Annotated in this window: 25 protein-coding genes; 8 read left to right on the top strand and 17 right to left on the bottom strand. The window is 73.2% G+C overall.

Annotation, left to right across the window (positions count from 1 at the left end):
- Positions 1-27 precede the first annotated feature (27 nt).
- Genes LDL48_RS19965 through LDL48_RS19955 form a run of 3 tightly spaced genes read left to right on the top strand, consistent with a single transcriptional unit; the run spans position 28 to position 1,290 of the window.
- Complete coding sequence (locus LDL48_RS19965; RefSeq protein ID WP_225256691.1) at positions 28-303, top strand: ribbon-helix-helix domain-containing protein; 276 nt, start codon at positions 28-30, stop codon at positions 301-303.
- Positions 300-728, top strand: a complete 429-nt coding sequence (locus LDL48_RS19960) for a hypothetical protein (RefSeq protein WP_225256690.1) — start codon at positions 300-302, stop codon at positions 726-728. Before LDL48_RS19965 ends, LDL48_RS19960 begins: the two co-directional genes overlap by 4 nt.
- A 40-nt stretch (positions 729-768) precedes the next feature.
- On the top strand, positions 769-1,290 hold the full coding sequence (locus LDL48_RS19955; RefSeq protein ID WP_225256689.1) for a DinB family protein: 522 nt from the start codon (positions 769-771) through the stop codon (positions 1,288-1,290).
- A gap of 16 nt (positions 1,291-1,306) precedes the next feature.
- Here LDL48_RS19955 and LDL48_RS19950 read toward each other — a convergent pair whose 3' ends face one another.
- From LDL48_RS19950 to LDL48_RS19930, 5 genes are all read right to left on the bottom strand, one after another.
- Positions 1,307-2,173: a hypothetical protein gene (locus LDL48_RS19950; RefSeq protein WP_225256688.1), complete on the bottom strand. Its 867-nt coding sequence runs from the start codon at positions 2,171-2,173 to the stop codon at positions 1,307-1,309.
- 5 nt (positions 2,174-2,178) lie between these two features.
- Complete coding sequence (locus LDL48_RS19945) at positions 2,179-2,679, bottom strand: SigE family RNA polymerase sigma factor (protein WP_225256687.1); 501 nt, start codon at positions 2,677-2,679, stop codon at positions 2,179-2,181.
- Between the two features lie 133 nt (positions 2,680-2,812).
- Positions 2,813-3,427, bottom strand: coding sequence for an HAD family hydrolase (locus LDL48_RS19940; RefSeq protein ID WP_225256686.1), 615 nt, complete (start codon positions 3,425-3,427; stop codon positions 2,813-2,815).
- Between the two features lie 8 nt (positions 3,428-3,435).
- Complete coding sequence (gene smc / locus LDL48_RS19935; RefSeq protein WP_225256685.1) at positions 3,436-7,017, bottom strand: chromosome segregation protein SMC; 3,582 nt, start codon at positions 7,015-7,017, stop codon at positions 3,436-3,438.
- A gap of 230 nt (positions 7,018-7,247) precedes the next feature.
- Positions 7,248-7,442: a hypothetical protein gene (locus LDL48_RS19930; RefSeq protein WP_225256684.1), complete on the bottom strand. Its 195-nt coding sequence runs from the start codon at positions 7,440-7,442 to the stop codon at positions 7,248-7,250.
- 493 nt (positions 7,443-7,935) lie between these two features.
- Between LDL48_RS19930 and LDL48_RS19925 the strand changes: the two genes are divergently transcribed.
- The 4 genes from LDL48_RS19925 (at position 7,936) to LDL48_RS19910 (ending at position 12,406) form a co-directional block, all read left to right on the top strand.
- Positions 7,936-8,661, top strand: coding sequence for a CAP domain-containing protein (locus tag LDL48_RS19925; RefSeq protein WP_225256683.1), 726 nt, complete (start codon positions 7,936-7,938; stop codon positions 8,659-8,661).
- Between the two features lie 138 nt (positions 8,662-8,799).
- The gene (locus LDL48_RS19920; RefSeq protein WP_225256682.1) at positions 8,800-10,374 is read left to right on the top strand and encodes a DUF3492 domain-containing protein; all 1,575 of its coding nucleotides are present in this window, start codon (positions 8,800-8,802) and stop codon (positions 10,372-10,374) included.
- A complete protein-coding gene (locus LDL48_RS19915) occupies positions 10,371-11,825 on the top strand; it encodes a hypothetical protein (RefSeq protein WP_225256681.1) in 1,455 nt (484 codons plus the stop codon). The genes LDL48_RS19920 and LDL48_RS19915 overlap by 4 nt, the downstream gene beginning before the upstream one ends.
- Complete coding sequence (locus LDL48_RS19910; RefSeq protein WP_225256680.1) at positions 11,822-12,406, top strand: putative glycoside hydrolase; 585 nt, start codon at positions 11,822-11,824, stop codon at positions 12,404-12,406. The genes LDL48_RS19915 and LDL48_RS19910 overlap by 4 nt, the downstream gene beginning before the upstream one ends.
- Here the strand turns inward: LDL48_RS19910 and mutM are convergent.
- The 9 genes from mutM to rsmD all read right to left on the bottom strand — a co-directional run bounded on the left by mutM (position 12,333) and on the right by rsmD (position 18,818).
- Positions 12,333-13,196, bottom strand: coding sequence for a bifunctional DNA-formamidopyrimidine glycosylase/DNA-(apurinic or apyrimidinic site) lyase (gene mutM / locus LDL48_RS19905; RefSeq protein ID WP_225256679.1), 864 nt, complete (start codon positions 13,194-13,196; stop codon positions 12,333-12,335). The two genes, LDL48_RS19910 and mutM, sit on opposite strands and share 74 nt — an antisense overlap.
- A gap of 12 nt (positions 13,197-13,208) precedes the next feature.
- Entirely contained in the window at positions 13,209-14,384 is a 1,176-nt protein-coding gene (locus LDL48_RS19900) for a mannosyltransferase family protein (RefSeq protein WP_225256678.1), read from the bottom strand.
- Positions 14,381-15,247, bottom strand: coding sequence for a ribonuclease III (rnc, locus tag LDL48_RS19895; protein ID WP_225256677.1), 867 nt, complete (start codon positions 15,245-15,247; stop codon positions 14,381-14,383). The genes LDL48_RS19900 and rnc overlap by 4 nt, the downstream gene beginning before the upstream one ends.
- Positions 15,237-16,178 (bottom strand): phosphate acyltransferase PlsX, encoded by a 942-nt coding sequence (locus LDL48_RS19890; RefSeq protein ID WP_225256745.1) that lies wholly within the window; start codon positions 16,176-16,178, stop codon positions 15,237-15,239. The genes rnc and LDL48_RS19890 overlap by 11 nt, the downstream gene beginning before the upstream one ends.
- Positions 16,179-16,289: 111 nt before the next feature.
- Positions 16,290-16,463, bottom strand: a complete 174-nt coding sequence (rpmF, locus tag LDL48_RS19885; protein ID WP_225256676.1) for a 50S ribosomal protein L32 — start codon at positions 16,461-16,463, stop codon at positions 16,290-16,292.
- A 5-nt stretch (positions 16,464-16,468) separates the two neighbouring features.
- Entirely contained in the window at positions 16,469-17,077 is a 609-nt protein-coding gene (locus tag LDL48_RS19880; protein ID WP_225256675.1) for a YceD family protein, read from the bottom strand.
- An 85-nt stretch (positions 17,078-17,162) separates the two neighbouring features.
- Positions 17,163-17,660: an ATP synthase subunit B family protein gene (locus tag LDL48_RS19875; protein WP_225256744.1), complete on the bottom strand. Its 498-nt coding sequence runs from the start codon at positions 17,658-17,660 to the stop codon at positions 17,163-17,165.
- Between the two features lie 106 nt (positions 17,661-17,766).
- Positions 17,767-18,246, bottom strand: a complete 480-nt coding sequence (gene coaD / locus LDL48_RS19870) for a pantetheine-phosphate adenylyltransferase (protein ID WP_225256674.1) — start codon at positions 18,244-18,246, stop codon at positions 17,767-17,769.
- A complete protein-coding gene (gene rsmD, locus LDL48_RS19865; RefSeq protein ID WP_225256673.1) occupies positions 18,243-18,818 on the bottom strand; it encodes a 16S rRNA (guanine(966)-N(2))-methyltransferase RsmD in 576 nt (191 codons plus the stop codon). The genes coaD and rsmD overlap by 4 nt, the downstream gene beginning before the upstream one ends.
- A 321-nt stretch (positions 18,819-19,139) precedes the next feature.
- Between rsmD and LDL48_RS19860 the strand changes: the two genes are divergently transcribed.
- Positions 19,140-20,051 (top strand): hypothetical protein, encoded by a 912-nt coding sequence (locus LDL48_RS19860; RefSeq protein WP_225256672.1) that lies wholly within the window; start codon positions 19,140-19,142, stop codon positions 20,049-20,051.
- 194 nt (positions 20,052-20,245) lie between these two features.
- Here the strand turns inward: LDL48_RS19860 and LDL48_RS19855 are convergent, their stop codons facing one another.
- The 3 genes from LDL48_RS19855 to LDL48_RS19845 form a co-directional block, all read right to left on the bottom strand.
- The gene (locus tag LDL48_RS19855; protein ID WP_225256671.1) at positions 20,246-20,584 is read right to left on the bottom strand and encodes a DUF952 domain-containing protein; all 339 of its coding nucleotides are present in this window, start codon (positions 20,582-20,584) and stop codon (positions 20,246-20,248) included.
- Positions 20,581-22,785 (bottom strand): ATP-dependent DNA helicase RecG, encoded by a 2,205-nt coding sequence (gene recG, locus LDL48_RS19850; RefSeq protein WP_225256670.1) that lies wholly within the window; start codon positions 22,783-22,785, stop codon positions 20,581-20,583. The genes LDL48_RS19855 and recG overlap by 4 nt, the downstream gene beginning before the upstream one ends.
- Positions 22,782-24,024, bottom strand: a 1,243-nt coding sequence (locus tag LDL48_RS19845) for a fatty acid kinase subunit FakA-related protein (RefSeq protein WP_504785593.1), incomplete at its 5' end; no start/stop codon positions are given. The genes LDL48_RS19845 and recG, both read right to left, overlap by 4 nt.

Here is a 24,024-nt window from a genome sequence, read left to right as displayed (position 1 = left end):
CCCCGCCCAAGCCAGTATGATCCGAGTATGACAAGGCGGATTACCGTGAGTCTTCCCGACGACGTAGCCGAATACCTCGACAAACATCCCAACAGCTCGGCGGTGGTCGCCGACGCCGTCCGCGCCCGCATGGAGCGTGGCGCGGCCGTGGCGGCGGCACTGCGCGCGGCCGGCTTCAACATCACCGACGAGGGCATCGCCGCAGCCCGGGGCAAACTCCCCAAGTTCACCGAGGCCCAGCGCGCCGAGGCACAGCGTTTCCAGGAGGCCCTCGAGGCCGGACGCCGCCCGGAGCCCCGATGACCACGTCCGCGCACGAGCCGGTGCGCATTCAAGCGGTCCTCGACCGATCCGCGATGGAGTCCTACGCCCGCGGCCACATCCACGTGGGCGAACTGCTCATCGACATCGCCGACGAGGGGGCGCACGTCGGCGTCCCCGCGACGGCCCTGCTGGACGCGCACTCCCGGGCCCTGCACGACGAGCACGCCCGAGCACTGCTGCGCGTTCTGACCACCCTGGAGGGCATCGAGATCCTCGATCTCGACGCGGACGTGGCCGCGGCCATGGCCGGGTCCGTGCCGCTCGCCAAGGGTGACATGGCCCGGGCGCACGCCGCCTGGGCGGCGAACAAGCATCGGGCGTACTACCTCACCACGGAGCCCGATGAGGCGGCCGGGCTGGTGCCGGTCGACAACATTCACGCCATGCCCGTTCACGACGCTTAAGAGGGCTGCCCGGACCGAGGGCGTGGTCCAGGATGGCCGGATGACCACCTGGACCGCGCCCGAGGCGCACCGTGTCAGAGAACCCTTCACCGGTGACGAACGCGCCATGTTGGAGGGCTGGCTCGACTGGCACCGGCAGACCCTGCTCACCAAGGCCGCCGGCCTGACCGCCGACCAGCTCAAGCTGGCCAGCGCGGAACCCTCGAACCTCACCCTGCTCGGCCTGATCCGGCACATGGCCGACGTGGAGCGCTCCTGGTTCCGCCGGCGCGCGGCCGGCCATCAGATCGGCGCGATCTACAGCTCCGACGACAACGAGGACGGCGACTTCGACGACGTGGCGGAGGCGGACGCGGAGGCCGACTACGCCACCTTCCTCGCCGAGGTCGAGGCGGCCCGCAAGACCGCCGCCGAGCTGCCGCTGGACCACGAGTTCGTGTCTCCACGCCGGCGCAGGATCAGCCTGCGGTGGGTCTACCTTCACATGATCGAGGAGTACGCCCGGCACAACGGTCACGCCGATCTGCTCCGTCAGCGCATCGACGGCACCACCGGCGCCTGAGCCGGCCCGAGCCCGTCTATCCCAGGGTGGGGATGGTGGACTCACCCCGGTCGATGAACACGAAGGTGGTGTCCGGGTTGTCGTCGCCGATGTTCTGGGCGGCGAACCCGTCCTGGCCCTGTGGGTCGTAGGTCAGGTAGCGGTCCCCGTTGCGCATCGAGTACGTCATCCGGTCCTGGTTGTCCTTGCCGGCCTCCTCGATCGTGATGCGCTGCCGCTGGTCGCCGAAGTCGCAGGCCGCGGTCACCACCTCGCCCGGCCCGCCGTCGTCCGCCTCGACCGACCAGCAGTCCGACTCGCCGCCGGACCGGATCTTGCCGGTCCTGATCAGGAACTCGTCGCCCTCCGACCCGTCCCGGTCCGGCACGAACAAGGCCCGGTCGCCGTAGTCGGCGGTGACCTCCACGCGCTGTTCCTTGGTGACCGCCAGCACCGACTCCGGCACCTCCTCGCCCTTGTAGAGCAGGTAGATGAAGAGCTGGCGGTCGCCGGACAACGGGCCGGCCCGGTCCTCGCTCCGGCGCGGCCGGGCGGACGTCGGCTTGACCTTCGGCCGGCTCTGGGCCGTCGACACGGACGGCAGCGCGACGGCGGCGGACGACACCGCCGGGGGCGGCGGGGCCGGCGCACTGCTCGGGACGCCCGCCGACCGGGAGGCCGTCGGCTGGGCCGACGTGGTGCGGTCGGCGGGTGGGCGGGCCGTGGCGATGCCGGCGCCCAGCGCCACCGTGGCGGCGACACCGAGCGCCCCCACGGCGGTGAACCGGCGACGCCGGCGCCGGTTCGCCCGGGACCGCACGGCCCCGGCCGGGTCCAGCCGGCCGGTGCGGTGGCCGTGTTCGGCGATCGCCGCCAGGCCGTACTCAAGGTCGTTCTCGGACATCGTGGTCACCTCCCCAGGACGATCTCGCCGGTGCTCTCGGACAGATGCTCGGCCAGCGCCCGGCGGCCGCGGGTCAGCCACGCCTTGACGGTGCCGGTCGGCGCCCCGACCTCGTGCGCGATGTCGCCGACGCTCAGGCCGACGAGGTGGTGCAGGACGATGGCGCGACGCTGGTCGGCGGGGATCTGCCGGAGCGCGTGCACCAGCGCCACGTGATCCGGGCTCAACCCCTCCATCTCGGCGTCACCGGCGTCCCGGCGGTGTGCCTTGAGCCGGTTCACCGCCTTCCGCCAGTTGCTCACCGCGTTCCGGGCGGCGACCCGGCGTACCCATGCCTCCGGGCTGTCGCAGTCGCGCACCGTCTCCCAGCGGTCCCAGGCCTTCAGGTACGCCTCGGCCACGGCGTCCTCCGCCTCGGCCCGGTCCCCGGTCATGGCATACACCTGGCCCAGTACCCGGCGCGACGACCCGGCGTAGAAGGCGTCGAACTCGCCCGCGTCCCGCATTCCTCAGTTCCCCTAGCCTCACGGCGGCTGTCGTAGGCGTGACGCCTGAGCGTGGCACCCGGTTGCACCGGTGCCGGAAAAAGATTGGCGCACCCGCCGTTGCCCGGAACGTTAGGCAGTCCGCGCAAGCGGGTCAGGACAGGCCGAGCGCGGCCCGCAGGTAGCCGAACTCGCGGCGCTCACTCCACCGGTACGCCGGCATCTTCGCCGCCCGGGCGCCGCGCACCGCGCGGTCGTCGTCGTCCACGAACAGCACCCAGGAACGGTCCACGCCGAGGGCGTCGCAGGCGCGCTGGAAGAACTCCGGCGCCGGCTTGTGCACCTTCAGTTCCGCGGAGCTGACCACCAGGTCGAACGCGCCGGTCAGCCCGAGTGTCTCCAGGTCGCCGTGGAGCCGGTCGGTGGCGTTGGTGCCGAGCGCGACCGGCCGGCCGGCGGCGCGGACGTCGCGGACGAACGCCAGCACCTCGTCGTCGACGTACCCCCGGTGCTGTTGCCATTCCGCCACCGCGGCAGTCGCGTCGTCGATCGGCAGCGGCAGGCGCATCGCGATCACCCGCATCCACTCGGCGTCGGTGATCTCGCCGGTCACCGCCGGGCGGTAGGCGTCCCACTGCGTCGCGGTGGTCAGCAGCACCCCGGGTTCGAGGGCGTACCTGGCCTCCACCGCGGCCGCGACCGCCGGGTCCCACCGGCGTACCACGCCGTCCAGGTCGATGAGCATGGCCCGGGCCGGCTGGCGCAGCATGGTCTGCCTTACTCCTCGGTGTCCTTCTTCAGCCGCTGGCTGATCACCTGGGTCACCCCGGCGCGCATGGTGACGCCGTACAGCGCGTCGGCGACCTCCATGGTGCGCTTCTGGTGCGTGATGATCAGCAGCTGGCTCTTCTCCCGCAACTGCTCGAAGAGGGTAATCAACCGGCCCAGGTTGACGTCGTCCAGGGCGGCCTCGACCTCGTCCATGATGTAGAACGGGCTGGGCCGGGCCCGGAAGATCGCGCACAGCATGGCCACCGCGGTCAGCGACCGCTCGCCGCCAGAGAGCAGTGACAGCCGCTTGATCTTCTTGCCCGGGGGCCGTGCCTCCACCTCGACACCGGTGGCGAGCATGTCCTCCGGGTCGGTGAGCACCAGCCGGCCCTCGCCGCCCGGGAACAGCACCTGGAACACCACCTCGAACTCGCGGGCGGTGTCGGCGAACGCGGACGTGAACACCTCGAGGATCCGGTCGTCCACGTCCTTGACCACGGTGAGCAGGTCCTTGCGGGTGGCCTTGAGGTCCTCCAGCTGGTCGGAGAGGAACTTGAAGCGCTCCTCCAGCGCGGCGAACTCCTCCAGCGCCAGCGGGTTCACCTTGCCGAGCAGCGCCAGGTCACGTTCCGCCTTGTTGGCCCGCTTCTCCTGGGTGGGCCGGTGGTACGGGACCGGCTGCGGCATCGGCTCGCCGGCCGCCTCCGCGGCGCTCACCTCGGGCTGGGTCGGCGGCACCCACTGGTCCGGGCCGTACTCGCTGATCAGGGTGTCGACGTCGAGCGAGAAGTCCTCGGCCGCCTTCGCCTCCAACTGCTCGATGCGCATCCGCTGCTCGGCGCGGGCCACCTCGTCGCGGTGCACCTCGTTGGTGAGGCGCTCCAGTTCGGCGAGCAGGCGCTTGGCGGTGGCACGTACCTCCTGCAGCTCGGCCTCGCGGGCGGTCCGCGCCCGGGCCAGTTCGTCGCGCACCTCGACCGCGGCGGCCAGGGAGACCGCCACCCGGTTCATCGCCTCGGCCGCGCCCAGCGCGACCGCCTTGGCGATCTGGGCGCCGCGGGCGCGGGCGGCCCGCCGGGCCGCGGCCCGTTCCCGGGCCTGCCGTTCGGCGTTGGCCTGGCGCATCAGGGAGTCGGCCCGGCCGGCGATGGACGAGACCCGTTCCTCCGCGGTACGGACAGCCAGCCGCACCTCCATCTCGTTCTGCCGGGACTGCGGCACCAGCGCGGCGAGCCGGTCCCGCTCGTCGGTGGAGGGTTCCTCGTCGAGCGGACTGTCCTCCGCCGCCCGCAGCCGTTCCTCCAGCTCGTCCAGCCCGGCCAGGTCACGGTCGCGGGCCGCTTCGGCCTTCTCCCGGGCGGCGCCGAGGCGCTCGCTCTCCGCCTTCGCGGACCGGGCCGCGGCGCCCAGTTCGGCCAGGCGGCGGGCGGCGGCGTTGCGCTCGCCCTCGGCGGCCCGCTTGGCGGCAGCCGCCAGGCTCACCGCCTCTTTGCGCTCGGCGACCTCCGCGCGGGCGTCGGCGAGCTGGCCCTTGAGTTCGCCGATGGCCTGCTCGGCGCTCTCCCGCCGGGCGCGCGCCTCGTCGACCGCGGCCTGCACCTCGATGTAGCTGGTGGCCTTGCCGGAACCGCCCGCGGCGGCGTACGCGCCGAGCACGTCGCCGTCCGGAGTGACCGCGCGCAGCTCGGCGTTCTGTGCCACCAGCCGCCCGGCCGCGGCGAGGTCCGGCACCAGCACCACGTCGCGCAGGGCCCGGTTCAGCGCGGGCCGGATGTGCTCCGGGCAGTCCACGACGTCCGGCGCCCAGAGCGCGCCGTCGGGCAGCGCCGGGCGCAGCGCGTCCAGCGAACCCCGCATGCCCGGCCCGGCCGGCCCGGCGATCACCAGCGCGGCCCGGCCGGCGTCGGCGATCTTGAGCGTACGCATGGCCTCGACGGCCTCGTCCGTCCCGTTCAGCGCCACCGCGTCGGCCAGTACGCCCAGCGCCGCGGCCAGCGCCGCCTCGTGTCCCGGCCGGACGGTCAGCATCGAGGCGAGGCTGCCCAGCAGGCCGGGCACCTGGTCGGCCTTCGCGAGCAGCGCACCGGCGCCGTCCTTGCGGCGCAGGCCGAGGGCGAGCGCCTCCTCGCGGGCCTTCCAGCTGGCCGCGTCCTTCTCCGCGGCGCGTTCCGCGTCGGACAGTTCCTTGACCACGGCGGCGGCCCGGTCGTGCGCGGCGACCGCCTCGGCGTGCCGCTCGTCCAGGTCGGCGTTGTCCCGGTCGGCCTCGGTGGACTCCGCGGCGACCTCGTCGACCGCGGCCTGGGCGGTCCCGGCGCGCTGCAGGGCGTCGGTGTGCGCGGCGGCCAGCCGTTCGATCTCCTCGGCCGCGCTGCCGGTACGGGCCCGCGCCGCGTTCACCTGCCCGGTCAGCTTGGCCAGACCCTCACGCCGGTCGGCGATCGCCTTGGCCGCGGTACGCAGGGCGTTCTCCGCGGCGGCCAGTTGCCGTTCCAGGTCCTGCCGGTGCTCGACCGCCTCGGCCAGGCGCATCTGGTCGTCGGTGAGCGCCTCGCGCAGTTCCTCCTCCTGCTCGCGCACCCGCTCGGCCTCGGCGACCAGCTGTTCCGGGTCGCGCCCGGGCCGTTCCTCGTCCGGGGTGGCAGCCAGGTGCCGCAGCCGCTCGCTGGCCAGCTGCTCGGTGGAGCGGAACCGTTCCTGCAGCGCGGACAGCTTGTACCAGGTGTCCTGCGCGGCGGCGAGCAGCGGCGCGTCCTCGGCGTGCGCGGCCTCCAGGTCGGCGAGGAGGCGCTGGACCTCGCGGTTCTCCTCCTCCACCTGCTGGCGGCGGTCCCGCATCGCCGACTCGTCGGCGATCTCCTTGTCCAGCGTGGTGCGCAGCGTGTGCAGGTCGTCGGCGAGCAGCCGCAGCCGGGCGTCGCGCAGGTCGGCCTGGATGCCGGCCGCGCGGCGGGCCACCTCGGCCTGTTTGCCCAGCGGCTTGAGCTGGCGGCGAAGCTCGGCGGTGAGGTCGGTCAACCGGTTGAGGTTGGTCTGCATCGCGTCGAGCTTGCGGATCGCCTTCTCTTTGCGCTTGCGGTGCTTGAGGACGCCGGCCGCCTCCTCGATGAACGCCCGCCGGTCCTCCGGCTTGGCGTGCAGCATGGCGTCCAGCCGGCCCTGGCCGACGATGATGTGCATCTCCCGGCCGATGCCGGAGTCGCTCAGCAGTTCCTGGATGTCGAGCAGACGGCAGGAGTTGCCGTTGATCTCGTATTCACTCTCGCCGGACCGGAACATCCGCCGGGTGATCGACACCTCGGTGTAGTCGATCGGCAGCGCTCCGTCGCCGTTGTCGATCGTCAGCGTCACCTCGGCCCGGCCGAGCGGCGCGCGCCCGGACGTGCCGGCGAAGATGACGTCCTCCATCTTCCCGCCGCGCAGGGCCTTGGCGCCCTGCTCGCCGAGCACCCACGCGATGGCGTCGACGACGTTCGACTTGCCGGAGCCGTTCGGGCCCACCACGCAGGTGATGCCCGGCTCCAGCCGCAACGTCGTAGCGGAGGCGAAGGACTTGAAACCCTTCACCGTCAGGCTCTTGAGGTGCACGGATCTCCGGGGGTCGGTGTCGGTCTGCTGCCACGCAGGCTACCTGGCCTGGTCCCGGACGTCCGCGCACGGCGCGCCCCGGCGGGACCGGTACGGACAAACCAGCCACCGCACTCAAAGAGGCCGAACCCGGACAAAAAGATGCGCGCCGCCACTTGGGTGGAGGCGCGCTTTTCGGTCCGCGTTCCTTGGTACCAGGGGTGAACGCCGGGTCGCGGCGTTCGCGGTGCTCAGGTCAGCGCCGGCTCGGTCAGCCGCAGAAGATCATCCTGCTCCGCGGCGGCTGCCGCGAGACGATCGTTCTCCGCCCGGAGGCGGGTGACCTCGAACTCCAGAGCTTGCACCCTGGAACGCAGTCGGGTGACCTCGTCGAGCAGGCGCCGGTCAGGCGCCGCACCTACGTGGCCGTAGAGGGCCTTCGCCATCTTGACTCCTAGTGAGACGCTGCAGTCTCTTTTTGTATAAGCGCTGCCGGAAAGGCCGGCCAACGCGCGCCCAGCAAAACCGCACACCTGCACCCGACTGACACGCGACGGGCACAGAACCCTGCACCCGGAACGTACCTTTGAGTGCAGATCTTCCGCATCCGGCAGTTAGCTGGACGCGGTTGGGCGCGACTGGCGACCCTTCTATAGTCCGCCGAGACCTCCGCCTCGTCAAGCCGTGCACAGCGCGTCGAGCCCGTCACCCCAGTGAATCACGCCACGCCCGGGCCTTATCGGCGACTTATGTCTTCCTTAGCTGGTTTGCTGCGCGGCATATGCCCTGCTTACCGTCGCCCGGGTCGAGACCGCTCGATCCACGAGGACGCGGAGGCAGTAGGTGCGCGGGGCAGTCGAACCGAGCGGAAGCCGACCAGGGCGAACGGGCAGCGCGGCGCGAGCGGGCAGCGCGGGACGCCACCGGGGCCGGCGGGTGATGCCGGTCCAGGCCGCCCTGGCGCTCACCGTGACCGGCCTGCTCGGGGCGTTCGGCCTCGGCGCCGCGATGCTCCCGGCGAGCCTGACCGGTTCCGGCACGGCCGCCGACCGGACCGGCGCGGCCGCCGCACCGGGCACCGGCGGCGGGATACCCGGTGCCAGGCCGGCGTCCCGGGCCCCACGGGCACCGTCCGCCTCGGCGGCACCGAAGGCATCAACGACACCGAAGCCGACGCCCAGCAAGACCCGACCGAAGGCGACCACCAGGCCGAAGCCGAAGGTCACCCCCACCCGCAAGCGCACCACCGCGGCGACCACCCGGGTCTCCTCGGACCAGGTGTCGCAGGAGAACGAGGTGATCCGGCTGGTCAACGTCGAGCGGGACGACGCCGGCTGCGGGTCGGTCCGGCTGAACACCCGCCTGCGTACCGCGATGCGGCTGCACGTGGCGGAACTGGGCCGGCACGACGACCTCTACATCAGCCACGTCAGCGACGACGGGCGCTCGTTCGTGGACCGGGCCAAGGCGCAGGGGTACGACAGCCCCGGCGGCGAGAACGTGGCCCGCGGGCAGCGCGACGCGGCCGCCGTGATGACCAGCTGGATGAACAGCGACGGACACCGCAAGAACATCCTGAACTGCGACTTCAGCACGATCGGGGTGGGCGTGGTGAAGGGCGTCGACGGGACGCTGGTCTGGGGTCAGCTGTTCGGGCGTTCCTAGGACAGCGGGTCGGCAAAACGTACAAATAGTGCGAGCAACTGTTGCCGGGCTGACACGATCCCGTCACTTTTCCCTGCTGTGTCGTTGCGTCCAGCGTGATATCGCCTCCCCGTCCGCGCCCGCGGTGCTGAGCCCGGCATGCGCATCTGTCTGCTCACCGGCGGCGGGTACCCGTACCGCCGGGACGCACTCGGCGGCTGGTGCCGCACGCTCGTCGACGGGCTCGACCGGTTCACCTTCGACCTGCTGACGATCACCGACCGGGAGCCGACGGGCGGGCCGGCGTACCGGCTCGGACGACACGTGGCCTCGGCGCACGCGGTCACCCTGGCCCGCGACGAACGCCGCCGCGGCGACGCCGACGAGGCCGCCACCGCGGCCGCCGTGCTGCTCTGCCGCGGGCTGCTCGGCGAACAGGACCACGCCGACGAGATGTTCGCCGCCGGCCTGCGTCAGCTCGCCGACATCGCGGTACCGGGTGGAACACCGACGTCGTCATCCGGCCCGCAAACCAGCGCTGGTGTTCCACTGGAGCGCTCCAGTGGAACACCAGCGCAGGCCGCGCGCAGCCCGCTGACCGGCACGCCGCTCGCCGACGTCCTGCTGGACGCCTGGCGGGCCGGCCGCGCCGTCGCCGGACCGGAACGCCTCCCGCTACCCCGGCTCAGCGTGCGCGACGCCCGCAGCGCGGCCACCCTGCTGCGGCACGCCACCCGCGCCCTCGCCGTCCAGCCCGCACCGGCCGACCTGGTGCACTGCGTGGGCGGGACCACCCCACTGCTGGCCGCCCTGGCCGGTCACTGGCGCACCGGCACCCCGCTGCTGCTCACCGAGGCCCGCGCGCCGGTGGCCCGCCTGCGGCCCGCCGAGGAACGGCTCTCCCCCGCGGTACGGACCGTGCTGCGCCGGTTCCGCCGGTCGGTCGCCCGCACCGGGTACGGCGCCGCCGGGCTGATCGCACCGCTGAGCGAGTACCACCACGCCTGGGCACTGCGGCACGGTGCCCGTCCGGCGCGGATGGTGCCGGTCCCGGCCGGCGTGGACCCGTCGGACTATGCGACCGAACCGGAACCGCAGCTCGCCGAGCCGGCCCTGGTCTGGGCCGGCAGCGGCGGACCGGGCAGCGGGCTGGCTCCGCTGCTGGCCGCGTTCGGCAGCGTCGTGGCGCGCGTCCCCGGCACGGTGCTGCACCTGGTCGGCGTGACGCCGGCACACGAGGACCACTGCGCCGAGCAGATCGACCGCACCGGGCTGGGACGCGCCATCCGGCTGCATCCGCTGCCGGCCGACCCCCGCGACCGGTACGCCGCCGGCCACGTGGTGCTGCACGTACCCGGGCCGGCCGACCCGCCGTACCGCCTGATCGAGGCCATGATGTCGGGCCGTGCCGTCGTCGGGGTGGACGTCGGCCCGGCGGCGGAGACGCTCGGCGACGCCGGCGTGCTGGTGCCCGCGGACGACCCGGCGGCGCTCGCCGCGGCCTGTGTGGACCTGCTCCGCTCGCCGGAGCGCCGCCGCGCGCTCGGTGACGCGGCCCGGCGGCGGGCGCTCGCGCACTTCACCACGGACCGCGTGGTCCGTGCCTACGGCGCGCTCTACACCGACCTGGCCGGGCCGCCGCCGGCCCGGGCCTACGAGCTGGCACTCGCGGTGCCGGCGCCCCGGGCCGCGCTGCCCACCACCGTCCGCTGGCTGATCCGGGAGGACACATGATCATCTCCCCTCCGCGCCGGTCCCGGCGCCGTCGACAACCCGTGCCGGGCCCGCCGGTCCTGGTCCCGGCCGTCGAACCGTCCGTGGCCGAACTGATCCGGCGGCTCGAGGCGGACGACGTGGTCGACGTCGACGACGTCGCCGCCGAGATGGCCGTGCTCGGCGTGGACGACACCGCGGCGCGCGAGCGGTACGGCATGTCCGCCGACAGCCTCGGCCGGTCCGTGCTCGCCCACCTGCGCCTGCGGCGGGCCGCCCGGACCCACCGGGGCAGCCGCCGCGCCCCGGCCCGGCGCGCCTACCTGCGGGCCGCGCTGCTGCGGTGCGCGCTCTACCTGGGCCCGTTGGGGGTGGCCGTGGCCGCCGCCGAGCCGCTCGGCCGGGTCGGCTGGCTGGTGCCCGCGGTGACCTTCGTCCTCGGATGGGCCGCCGCCCAGGGCCTGACCAGCGTGGGTGCGGCGGTGGCCGGCAATGCCGGACCGGCACCGGCGGCCCGGCTCGTCGGCGGCGGCTTCGCGGCCTGCGCCGGGCTGTGGTGCGCGTTCGTGTGGGTGGCCCCGGACGCCTGGCTGGGCCCGGACCGGATGCTCGCCGGGGTGGTCGGCGTGGGCGGGCTGGCCGCGCTGGCCGTGGTCACCGCCGCGCTGGTGACCCGGGCCGAGGCGGCGGTGATCCGGTGGAGTCTGCCGTGCTGGCTGCTGGGCGCGGTCAGCGTGGCCGCGGCGGCCGGGCAGTCCTGGGCGGACCGGGTGCCGGTCGGCACGCTGCTGCCGGCCGCGATCGTGGTGGCGGTGGTGCGGGCGTACCGGCCGGTGATCGGCCGCGCGGTGCCGGACCGCCCCGCGCTCGGCGCCGCCGGCGTCCGGCGCGGGATCGGCTACCTGATCGTGGGTGCCGCGCAGGCGCTCTGCGTGGTCCTGATCTGGCGGGCCGGGCCGTCCGGTACCACCACGGCGGCCGCGGTGCCGCTGCTGCTCGCCGTGCCGGCGCTGGAGGTGCTGGTGGGCTGGCACCGGCACCAGGTGGAGGTGGGCCTGGACGCCCTGGACAGCGGCCGGGACCACCGCCGGCACGTCCGCAGCGTCGCGGTCGCCACGGTCGCCGCGCTGGTGCCGCCACTCGCCGCCGGGTTCGCGCTGGCCGCGGTCGCGTACCGGCTCCCGTACGGGTTGTCGACCGTGGACGGCGCCCGGGAAACGGTGCTCTCCCTGGCCGCCGGAACGCTGCTGGGCGGTCTGCTCGCCGCCACCTTCCTGCTCGCCGCGCGGGGTCGCACGGTAATCGCCGCGACGTGCGCGGCCGCTGCCCCGTTAGCCATCGTGGCGCTGCCGCTCGCGCCGCTACCCGGGCTGGATCCGCTGACCCGCATCGTCGTCGTGCTGGCGGTGATCCACCTGTTCGGCCTGCTGGCCGTCGCCCACACCGCTGCAGATCATCGGAGAACGTCGTGAAGACCGTATTCCCCCCGTACGCCCACCCGTCGCCGGACCTTCCGCTGGACGCCGACACCTGGCTGGTGCAGGACCGGCCCGGTGCGCGGCGCACCACCCATCACGTGCTGGGCCGGGTGGACCTGGACTGGGGCGGTCGTTCGCTGGCCGACGTCCTGGCCGACGTGGACGACTGGCGGGTGGACGGCGTGCAGGGGCTGTTCCTGGACCGGGCGCCGGCCGGTCCGAGCGGGGTCGGCCCGGTCGCGCTGACGGTCCGGCTGGCGGCCCGCCGCGGGCTGCACCGGGTGGTGCTGAACCCCGGCGTGCCGACCCACCCGCTCTACCGTGATCTGGGCGTACGGATCTGCACGTTCGACGGTCCGTGGTCGGCGTACCAGGGGTGGGACGGCGACGGCGGGCGCCCCGGCGACGGGCACATCGTGCACGGTGTGCCGACCGCGCTGCTCACCGCGGCGCGGCGGTTGATGGGCCGTCGCGGTGCCGGGTTCGGGCTGGCCACCGACGTCAGCCCGGCCGGCCGGGCAACCGGCGCGGACGTGGCTGACAACGCGGACAGCTGTACGACGAGCGGTTCATGAACTGTTCCCGCCGGATCGGCGCCCCGCACCGCCGGCACGGTTCGCCCTCCCGGCCGTAGGCGTTCAGGGCCCGGTCGAAGTAGCCGCTCTGCCCGTTCACGTTGACGTACAGCGCGTCGAAGCTGGTGCCGCCGGCGACGATCGCCTCGGCGAGCACGTCGCGGACGTGGGCGAGCAGCCGGCGTACCGCCGGCCGGGTCAGCGCGTCGGTGGGGCGGGCGCCGTGCAGCTGGGCCCGCCACAACGCCTCGTCGGCGTAGATGTTGCCGACCCCGGAGATCAGCGTCTGGTCCAGCAGCGCCCGCTTGATCTCGGTGTGCTTGCGGCGTACCCCGGCGACGAACTCCTCGTCGTCGAAGAGCGGGTCCATCGGATCGCGGGCGATGTGCGCGATCTCCGCGGGCAGCTCCGCGCCGTCCTCCGAGACGGACAGCCCGCCGAACGTGCGCTGGTCCACGAACCGCAGCTGCGGCCCGCCGTCGGTGAACGTCATCCGGACCCGCAGGTGGAGCTCGTCGGGGGCGTCGGCCGGCTGCATCAGCAGCTGCCCGCTCATGCCCAGGTGCGCGATCACCGCGTCGCCGGAGTCCAGCGGCAACCACAGGTACTTGCCGCGCCGGGACACGTCCAGGATGGTGCGCCCGCGCAGCATGGCGCGGAAGTGCTCGTCACCGGGCAGGTGCCGGCGGATCGCCCGCGGATGGTGCACCTCGACGGTGTCCACGGTGCGACCGGCGACCCACTTGGCCAGCCCCTGCCGGACGGTCTCGACCTCGGGAAGCTCGGGCACGGCGATTCCTCACTAGAGCGTGTACGGCCAGACCGCGACCAGGTAGGCGCCGTACCAGAGGCCGAACGCGGCCCACGCGACGATGGACAGGACCGCGACCCGCGGGCGCGCCCGGGCCGCGGCGGCCACGGCGGGCAGCAGCGTCAAGAGTACGGGGAGCAGCAGGCGTGGCTTGGAGTGGTAGAAGCCGGCCTGGCCGTACACCAGCACCATCGAGATGAGCCCGTACGTCACCAGCGGCAGCCACGGGCGGTTGGCCAGGGCCACCCCCGCCGCGACCGCCGCGGCCAGCAGGATCAGCGCGACACTCAGCGGCACCCAGCCGTCGCCGGTGCTCAGCGTGCGGCTCAGGAACTCCCAGGTGCTGGCGCCGAAGTCGAACGAGGTGCCCCAGCCGGCGGCCTGGATCCGGAACCAGGCGGACGGGTCGCCGACCCGCCAGGCCACCCATCCGATGTACGCCGGCACCCCGGCCAGCGCCACCGCGGCGGCGGCCAGTGGCTGCCACTGGAACCGGCGTTCCGCGCGCAGCACCAGCACCACGGCGACGGCGAGCGCGACGGCCGCGGCCAGCCCGGTGGGGCGGGACAGTGCGGCGGCGAGGCCGAGCAGTCCGGCCGCCCACCACACCCGCCGGTGCGCGGCCGTCAGCATGCCGGCCACCAGCGCCAGGAACAGGCTCTCCGAGTAGCCCATGGAGAGCACCACGGAGACCGGGGCGGCGCAGCAGATCGCGACCAGCGCCCAGCCCGCCCGTTTGCCGTACAGCGTGGTGCCGAGCAGGTGCAACGCGACCGCGGCGCCGATCGACGCGGTCCAGCTGACCAGCAGCGCGGCGGTGCCCGGTTCCACCCCGAGCGCCGCGACCAGCCGGATCAGCATCGGGTAGAGCGGGAAGAACGCCAGTTCGTTGCCGGCCAGGCGGCCGTCCGGCTCGTACGTGTAGTCGTGCGGGTAGCCGTCGACCGCCACCCGCAGGAACCAGCCGGCGTCCCAGACCAGCAGCCGGCTGCGCAGGCTCACCGGATCGGCCGCGGCACCACCCAGCCAGAGCAGCATGACGAGCTGGCCGAACCGGGTCAGCGCCAGGATGCCGACCGCGGTGCCGACGCCGGGCCAGCCACCGGCCCGCTCCCACAGGCCGGGCGCCTCCTCCTCGGTCCGGACGTCGCCGGCCGTGACGCTCACCGCTCGGTGTCGCCCGCGGCCGCGGACTCGCCGGAACCGGCGGGCTCGGCACCGTTGCTGCCGGGTGCGTCGTCGGCGACCAGCGCCGGGGCCTCGGCCGGATCGGCGTGGCCGCCCCCGGCCACCGCGGGCGGCGGCGTCGCGGCCTCGGCCCGCTCGGTCAGCATCCGCCAGGCGGCCGCGGCGGCGCGCTGCTCGGCCTGCTTCTTGCTGCGGCCGTCGGAGCCGCCGTACCGCTCGCCGGCCACCACCACCCACGCGGTGAACGTCTTGGCGTGGTCCGGTCCGGCGTCGTCGATGACGTAGTCCGGTACGCCCAGCCCGAGCGCGGCGGTCAGCTCCTGCAGGCTGGTCTTCCAGTCCAGCGCGGCACCGCGGCCGGCCGACTCGGCCATCAGCGGATCGAAGAGCCGGTGGATCACCTCGGCCGCGGTGTCCAGTCCGTGTTCCAGGTAGATGGCACCGAGCAGCGCCTCCAGCGTGTCCGCCAGGATGCTCGCCTTGTCCCGGCCACCGGTGGTCTCCTCGCCCTTGCCGAGCAGCAGGTGCGGGCCCAGACCCTGCGGCCCGAGGGTACGGGCGACGTCGGCCAGCGCGTGCATGTTGACCACGCTGGCGCGCAGCTTGGCGAGCTGGCCCTCGGGCAGGTCCGGGTGGTTGTGGAAGAGCGCCGAGGTGATCACCACGCCGAGCACCGAGTCGCCCAGGAACTCGAGCCGCTCGTTGGTCGGCAGGCCGCCGTTCTCGTACGCGTAGGAACGGTGGGTCAGCGCCCGTTCCAGCAGGTCCGGTTCGACCGGCACACCGAAGGCCTCCTCCAGCGGCAGGGTCGGCGGGCGGCGCTTCTTGTGGTCACTGCTCATCGGACACCTCGTGGGTACTGCGGGCGGACATGAGAGCCGCGATGGCGTTCACCGCGGCGCGGCGATGCAGGTCGGCGGCGAGGGCGATGCCGGCGGCGAGATCGGGGCCGGTGGCCGCGCCGTGGCAGACGACGACGGTGCCGGAGACCCCGAGCAGGACCGCCGCGCGGGGTGGCACGGTGTCCGGAGCGCCGGGCGGGCCGAGCGTGGCGTACGCGGTCTCCAGGCCCTTGAGGAGCACGTTGCCGGTGTATCCGTCGGTCACCACGACGTCGCAGGCGTCGCCGGTGACCACGTGGTTGCCCTCGACCAGGCCGATGTACCGGCCCTCGCCGGGCAGGTCGAGACGGGCCAGTTCGGCGGCCGCGACCCGGCGCAGCTGATCGCCCTTGCCGGGCTCGGTGCCGATGGTGAGCAGGCCGACCCGCGGCGCGGACCGGGCGTGCGCGGTGCTCGCGTACGCGGCGCCGAGCAGCGCGTGGGTGGCCAGCGTGTGCTCGTCCGGGTCGACCGAGGCGCCGACGTCCAGCAGCACCATCCGGCCGGCGACGGTGGGCAGGACGGCGGCGAGGGCCGGCCGGCGTACCCCGGGCCAGCGGCCGAGTCCGAGCGCGGCGGAGGTGACCGTGGCGCCGGTGGAACCGGCCGAGACCACCGCGTCCGCGTTGCCCTGGGCGACCGCCAGCACGGCGGCGCGGACACCGGACTCGATCCAGCCGGCGTGGGCCGGGTGGCTGACCGGCGTACCCGCCGCGGCGAGCGACCGCACCCGCCCGCGATCGGCCGGGTCCAGGGCGGCAAGAACCTCGCCGGCGGCTTCGACCGGGCCGACGAGCAGCAGCTTCAGGGCCGGATCGGCCTGACAGGCGAGCAGAGCGCCGTCAACCACGACGGCGGGAGCGTGGTCCCCGCCGAGGAGGTCGACGGCGATCCGCGCGGTGCCCGGCTCCGCGACAGGTGTCTGCGCGGGAGCCGGCGCACCGGGGAATCGCCGTTGCTCAGGCGCGACCCGCCCGATGATCGGGCGTGTCACTCCGAAGGATCAGACCTCGATGACCTGGCGGCCGTTGTAGGTGCCGCAGACCCCGCACGCGGTGTGCGGCAGGTGCGGCGACTTGCACTGGGGGCACGCCACGGTCTTGACCGCGGTCGCCTTCCAGTTGGCCCGCCGCGAGCGGGTGTTGCTGCGCGACATTTTGCGCTTGGGGACGGCCACGGTACCTACTCCTCGATCCGATTTTGCTTGCGATGCGGTGAAGCCGCCTCGGGCAACTCTGTCGTCGACAGGTTCCCCAGAGCGGCCCACCGCGGGTCGACGGCCTCGTGGCTGTGGTCAGCCGGGAGGTCGGCGAGATGAGCCCCACAGTCGGGGCACAACCCTGGGCAGTCCGGCCGGCAGACCGGGTTGGTCGGCAGCGTGAGCACCACCGCGTCCCGTACCGCCGGTTCCAGGTCCAGCAGGTCACCCTGCATCCGCCCCACCTCGTCGGTGTCCGTGGTCTCCTCCGTGGTGCTGTCCGCATAGGCGAACAGCTCCGCGATGGGCACGTCGAACGACTCGGAGATCTCGTCCAGGCAGCGGCCGCAGTCGCCGGCGACGACGCCACGGACGTTGCCGCTGACATAGACCCCTTCGGAGACCGACGTGAGCGTCAGATCGAGCTCGACGTCGGACCCGACCGGGACCGAGATCAACTCCAGGCCGAGGTCCGCCGGTGCCGGCACCACCCGTTTCAGGGCACGCGTCGCCCCAGGCTGGCGCGGAAGCTTCGTCGTGTCGACGACCAGCGGCTGCCTGGGATCGAGGTGGCTCTGCGGATGCTTGGGCATAGTGAACTCCGGCCGGCGGTTCAGGCCGACAGGAAAGGTTACCTGAGCAGGTGCCCGAGCGTCGAACCGGCCCGGCGGGATCGGATCAGAACGGCAGCGGGCGCTCCGCGTCCTCACCCTGGAACGTGCCGATCTCGCGCAGCGCGTGCATCTTGTCGCGGCCACGTTCGATCGACGACAGCGCCCTGGTGAGGAACTGTTCGAAGTTGGCCAGGGCGGTGTCGACGTAGTCGTCGACCTCCTCGCGCAGCCGCTGGGCCTCGGCGCGTGCCTCGCCGATGATCCGGGCACCCTCGTGCTCGGCCGAGACGGTGATCTCGTTCACCGACACCAGGCGGGCGTGTTCCGTCTCACCCTCGCTGATGATCCGGTCGGCCTCCCGCTTGCCGGCATCGATGATCTTGTCGCGCTCCTCCAGCAGGGCCGCCGCCCGGCGCAGGTCCCCGGGCAGTTCGGCGCGCAGCTCGTCGAGGATGGCGATCATCTCGGCACGTTCGAACATGAAATTGGTGCGCGACATCGGCACGGCTCGCGCAGATTCCACCATGGCGATGATCTCGTCGATGCGGTCGAGCGGATCCACCGGCGCCTCACTCCTGTCATAACCCACCCACGCAGCGTGGTGCGATCACGTTACTGCGTGACAGCCCAGACCCCATGATGGGCCGCGTCCGGCGCGTCGGGGAGGCTCAGGTCTCCCGGAGCCGGCCGACCAGGCGCTCCCCCACGAAGTCGGGCACGTACGGCGAGGCGTCGCCACCCCACTTCACCACGTCCTTGACCAGGCTGGAGGAGAGGAAGGAATAGAGCGGGTTGGTCGGCATGAACAATGTCTCCACGCCGGACAGACCGATGTTCATCTGCGCCATCTGCAACTCGTAGTCGAAATCGCTGACCGCGCGCAGGCCCTTGATCACCACGGCCGCCTGCTGGCTCCGGCAGAAGTCGACGAGCAGACCGTGGAACGACTCGACCCGGACGTTGGGATAGTCCGCGGTCGCCTGGCGCAGCATCTCGAGGCGTTCCTCGATGCTGAACAGGCCGGTCTTGGAGTGGTTGATCAGTACGCCGATGATCACCTCGTCGAAGAGCCGACTGGCCCGCCCGACGATGTCGAGGTGCCCGTTGGTGACCGGATCGAAGGAGCCTGGACAGACCGCTCGTCTCATGATCGGCGACCGTACCAAAGGGTGGTCTCCCCGTACTTGCGACTGCGCTCCGCGGTGATGCCGTCCACCCAGCTCAGGCCCACTCCGCGAACCTCGGTACGGGTCGAGCGTTCCAGCACCACCACGGCGTCCGGCGCCAGCCACCCGTGGTCCACCAGGGCCTGCTGCACCTCGGTCACCTCGGCGTCGGTGAGCGCGTACGGCGGATCCGCGAACACCACGTCGTACGGCCCGCCGTCCGGCGGCGTGGCCAGCACCTGCGCGACCCGGCCGGTGACCAGGCGGGCGGACGGGCCGACCCGGAGCGCCACGATGTTGTCCCGGATGATCCGGGCGGCCCGGGCGTCCGACTCGACGAGCAGCGCGAACGCGGCGCCGCGGGACAGCGCCTCCAGACCCACCGCGCCGGAGCCGGCGTAGAGGTCGGCGACCCGCGCACCGTCCAGATCGGTCATCGCCTCGAGGGCACTGAAGAGCGCCTCGCGCACCCGGTCGGCGGTGGGCCGGGTCTGCGCACCGGTGGGGGCGGTCAGCCGCCGGCCGCCGTGCACCCCGGCGATGATCCTGGTCATGTGGCCTCTCTTAGCACGTCCTGACGCTACGTCACCAGGCCGGAGCAACCACTCCGGAGTGAACTTTTCGGACGCCATCTATACCGAACGCATCGACAAAACCCCGCTCGGTATAGCGAAAGTCTCAGATGTACAACATCGCCATTAAGGTCCCCTGAGAGATTCCACAGATCGACCTAACTGGCTATGGTCACGGGGCTGTGTCGTCGGTACGCCGCCGACACGACGACGCGGGGAGGCGCGTCGCAAGGCTCTCGTCCAATGCCGGCGATCGCCTCGCCTCCGCGCGCCGTACCCCATGCTCTCATCACAGGAGTACGCGTGAACCTGCTGAAGTCCCCCCTCCGCCGCACCACGGCCGTCATCGCCGGCACGTTCCTGGGTATGGCCGGTGCCGTGGCTTTCGCCGCGCCCGCCATGGCCACTCACCCCACGGTTAAGGGCACCGCGACCTGTGTGGCCGAGGACGGCTGGAAGGTCACCTGGACCGCCACCAACATCTGGGGCGTCAAGGGCACCATCAAGACCGTCACCACCAACCCCGCCGGTGCCACGCTGACCGGTGACATCAAGGTCGACGCTGAACTCGACCGGAAGAGCAAGAACACGCTCACCAGCGAGCAGCTGGTCCCGGCGAACGTCGGCGAGGTCTCGCTCACCGTCGACGTCGCGTTCAACAACCGCCACACCGGCGCACACACCGGCGTCGTCCAGCGGCCGACCGAGAAGTGCGAGCCGGAGACGCCGGAGCAGCCCGAGACTCCCGAGCAGCCCGAGACTCCCGAGCAGCCGGAACAGCCCGAGACTCCCGAGCAGCCGGAGGAGCCGCAGCTGCCCGAGCTGGGCACCGCGACCCCGATCCTCGAGGCCGACTGCGACACCATGACGATCGGCCTGGACAACCCGAAGAACGGTGTCGAGATCACCCTGAAGCTCAAGACGAGCAAGGGCGAGGAGCGCACCCTCACCGTCAAGCCGGGTGAGAAGAAGACCGAGAAGTTCAGCGCGTCGGAGGGCTTCAAGCTCACCGTCTCCGTCGAGGGCGTCGAGGAGAGCGAGACCATCGCCTACGAGACCCCCGAGGGCTGCGAGTCCGGCAGCGGCGGCGGCGACGAGCTGCCCGTGACCGGTGCGGCCGCCGGCGGCATCGCCGGTGGTGCGGCCCTGCTGCTGGCCGCCGGTGGCGCCATGTTCGTGGTGGCCCGCCGTCGCAAGCTGAAGTTCACCGCCTGATCACAGCTCCACAGACGGAAGGGGCGCGCCCCCCCCCGGCGGCGCGCCCCCGCCCGCGGGGGGGGGGCCGGCCCGCCGCGCCGCCCGGGCGGCCGGCGCGGCTCCACACGTTTATGACCCCCCCCTAAACCCCCCCCACCCCCCGCCGGGGGCGCCCCCCCCCGGGGGGGCGCGCCCCTTCCGTCTGTGTGCGCTCAGGCCAGCGGCGCGAACGTGCCGTCCGGCGCGGGCCGGAACGGTTCCACCGCGACCACCGCGTCCACCGGGATCGGCCCGTACACGTGCGGGAACAGCATTCCACCCGGGTCCGGCGGGTCACCCGCCTCCCAGACCACCGGCTCCGGTAGCCGCTCCTCGTCGATGGTGAGCAGCACCAGGTCGGTCCGGCCGTGCGCGATGGCGTTGGCCGGCAGGTGCACCTGCTCGGCGGTGGAACAGTGGATGAAGCCCTGGGTGGCGAGCGTGTCGGCGGCGTACCGCCCGGTGGCGCGCGCCGCGTCCCAGTCGGCGCGGCCGCAGAAGTGCAGAATCATCCCTTCTCCAAATACTCGGCGCGGTCGGCGTCGACCAGCGCGGCGACCGAGGCGGCCAGCGCCGGATGCCGGGCCAGCGTGGGGTCGTCGCGCACCAGCTCGGCGGCCTCGGCGCGGGCGTCGGTGATCAGTTTCGCGTCCCGCAACAGGGACAGCAGCCGCAGGTGGGAGAGCTTGCCGGACTGGGAGGCGCCGAGCACGTCACCCTCCCGGCGCTGCTCCAGGTCGATCTCGGAGAGCTTGAAGCCGTCCGTGGTGGACGCCACCGCGTCCAGCCGTTCCCGCGCCGCCGAGCCCTCCACCGCTTCGGTGACCAGCAGGCAGATGCCGGGCGCCGAACCCCGGCCCACCCGGCCACGGAGCTGGTGGAGCTGCGACACCCCGAACCGGTCGGCATCCATGATGATCATGACGGTCGCGTTCGGTACGTCCACGCCCACCTCGATCACCGTGGTGGCGACGAGCACATCCAGGTCACCGGCGGCGAACCGGCGCATCACCGCGTCCTTCTCGTCGGCCGGCATCTTGCCGTGCAGCACCGCGATCCGCAGCCCGTGCAGCGGCCCCTCGGCGAGGATCGGCGCCACCTCGGTCACCGCGAGCGGCGGCCGCCGTTCGGACCCCCCGTCCCCGGCCGGCTCCTCCTCCTCGTCACCGGTGACCGACCCGATCCGCGGACACACCACGTACGCCTGGTGTCCGGCCTGCACCTCCTCGCGCAGCCGGCGCCAGGCCCGGTCCAGGAACGCCGGCTTGTCCGCCGCCGGCACCACGTGCGAGGCGATCGGCGAACGGCCCCGGGGCAGTTGCGTCAGCGTGGACGTCTCCAGGTCGCCGTACACCGTCATGGCCACCGTGCGCGGGATCGGCGTCGCGGTCATCACCAGCACGTGCGGCGGCTGCGCGGCCTTGGCCCGCAACGCGTCCCGCTGCTCCACCCCGAACCGGTGCTGCTCGTCCACCACCACCAGGCCCAGATCGTGGAAGTCGACGCCCTCGTACAGCAGCGCGTGCGTGCCCACCACGATCCCGGCGGTGCCGTCCGCCACCTTGGCCAGCGCCGCCCGCCGGGCCGCCGCCCCGAGCGAGCCGGTGATCAGCGTCAGCTGGGTGCCGCGCTCGTCGCCGTCCAGCTCACCGGCCCGGCCCAGCGGGCCCAGCTGCGCACCGATGCTGCGGTGGTGCTGGGTGGCCAGCACCTCGGTGGGCGCCAGCAGCGCGGCCTGTCCGCCGGAGTCCACCACCTGCAGCATGGCCCGCACCGCGACCAGCGTCTTGCCGGAACCCACCTCGCCCTGCAGCAGCCGGTGCATCGGATGCGGCCGGTCCAGGTCCGCCGCGATCTCCTCGCCCACCGCGCGCTGCCCCTCGGTCAGCTCATAGGGCAGGGCCGCGTCGAACGCGGCCAGCAGCCCGTCCGGAGTGCGTGGCCGGGCCCGGCCCGGCGATGCGGCCGCGCGGGCCTTGCGCTGCACCAGAGTCAGCTGTACGGCGAACGCCTCGTCCCACTTCAGCCGGTACTTCGCGCGGTACAGATCCTCCTTGGACGTGGGCCGGTGGATCTCCCGCAGCGCGGTGCCGATGCCGATCAGGTTCCGGTTCACCCGCACCGCACCCGGCAACGGGTCGTCCGGCGGCGAGAACGTGTCCAGCACGGTCCGCACGCACTTGGCGATCACCCAGGTCGGCACCGCCTGCGCGGCCGGATAGACCGGAATCAGCGCGCCGGCGAACTCCTCGATCTCCTCGGCCGCCTCGTCCTGCGTCGCGTCCGCGCTCAGCAACTGGTAGGCCGGGCCGTTGAGCTGGCGCTTGCCACGGAAGTCCGTCACCTTGCCCGCGAACAACCCCCACCGGCCGGTACGCAACTCCCGCTCCCGCCACGCCTGATTGAAGAAGGTGCAGGTCAGCGTTGCCCCGGACCCGTCGCCGACGGTGATCTCCAGCATCGTGCCCTTGCGGGCCCGCATCGGGCGTACCGTCGTGGATTTCACCTGGGCCAGCAGCGTGACCTGCTCGCCCACGGTGAGTTTCCGCATGTCGGTGTGCTCGCCACGCTCGTCGTAGCGGCGCGGGAAGTGGTAGATCAGGTCGCCGGCCGTGTGCAGCTCGAGGTGGGTGGCCAGCGCCTTCGCGGTCTTCTCCCCCAGCACCTTGCCCAGCGGTGTGCCGGTGGTGGTGGCGGTCGTCGTCTCGGTCACTCGACTCCTACCAGAAGGTGGTACCGGGGCTGGCCGCCGGTGTAGCACTGCAACTCCACGAACGGCCACGCCTGGCTCAGGTGCTCCCGCAGCGCCGCCTCCAGCGTCTCCGGCGCGTCCGCACCGAGGACCAGCGTGGCCAGCTCGCCGCCGCCGCCGAGCATCCGGTCCAGCAGACGCCGGCACACCTGCTCGAGGCCGTCACCGATGATGTGCACCTCGCCGTCGACCAGGCCGAGCAGGTCACCGGGACGGCACCGGCCGGCCATGGTGAGCGCCTCCCGCTGCGCGGTGCAGACCTCGCCGTACCGGCAGGCACCGGCCGCCTCGGCCATCGCGATCACGTCGTCGGAGAACCGGCGGTGCGGGTCACGCACCGCGAGCGCGGCCAGCGCCTGCACCGGCGAGCGGGTCGGCACCACACTGACCCGTACACCGGTGGACGCGGCCTCCCGCGCCGCCGAGACGGCGACCGCGTGGGTGTTGGCGTCGTTGGGCAGCAGCACCACCCGGCCGGCCGCGGTGGCCGCGATCGCGTCCAGCATCTCGGCGGTGGACGGGTTGCGGTCGACCACCATGACCCCCTCCGCGGCGAACAGCGCGGTCAGCCCGTCCCCGGCGGCCACCACCACGGCGCCGCGGGCGTCCGGGTCGGCCGGTCCGGTGGGCAGCGGCGTTCGCCGGTCGTGCCGCCGGTCCTCCAGATGCCGGTCCTCCAGACGCCGGTCCTCTGAATGCCGGTCCGCTGAATGCCGGTCCTCGGGACGCCGGTCCTCGGGACGCCGGTCCTCGGGACGCCTGTTCTCCGGACGCTGGTCCTCGGGATGCCGGTCCGCCAGACGACGGTCGCCCAGCCGCCGGTCCTCCAGCCGGGTGACCGAGATCCGGTGCGGGCGGCCGGACTCGATGCCGGCCTCCACCGCGGCGCCGATGTCGTCCACGTGGACGTGCACGTTCCAGGTGGGCGGGCTGCCCTCGCCGGTGCCGACCACGACCAGCGAGTCGCCCAGCGCGTCGAGCCGCTCGCGCAGCCGGTCGACCGCGGCCGGCTCGGCATCCAGGAGGTACTGCACCTCATAGCCCGGACCGACCGCCGGGTCGGCGGCCACCGGCGCCGGCGGCACAAGCGGTGGAGGCGTGACCACGGTCGGCGTGACCGGGGCGGCGGCCGGGGCGGCGGCCGGGGCTGGCGCGGCCGCGGCTGGCGCGGGCGCCGCGGGCGCGGGCGCCGCGGGCGCG

The sequence above is a fragment of the Jidongwangia harbinensis genome, assembly GCF_020216025.1.
In the GTDB taxonomy this organism is placed as follows: Bacteria; Actinomycetota; Actinomycetes; order Mycobacteriales; family Micromonosporaceae; genus Actinoplanes; species Actinoplanes harbinensis.
The sequence above is the reverse complement of the archived record's forward strand: the minus strand, read 5'-3'. Positions and strand labels throughout refer to the sequence as shown.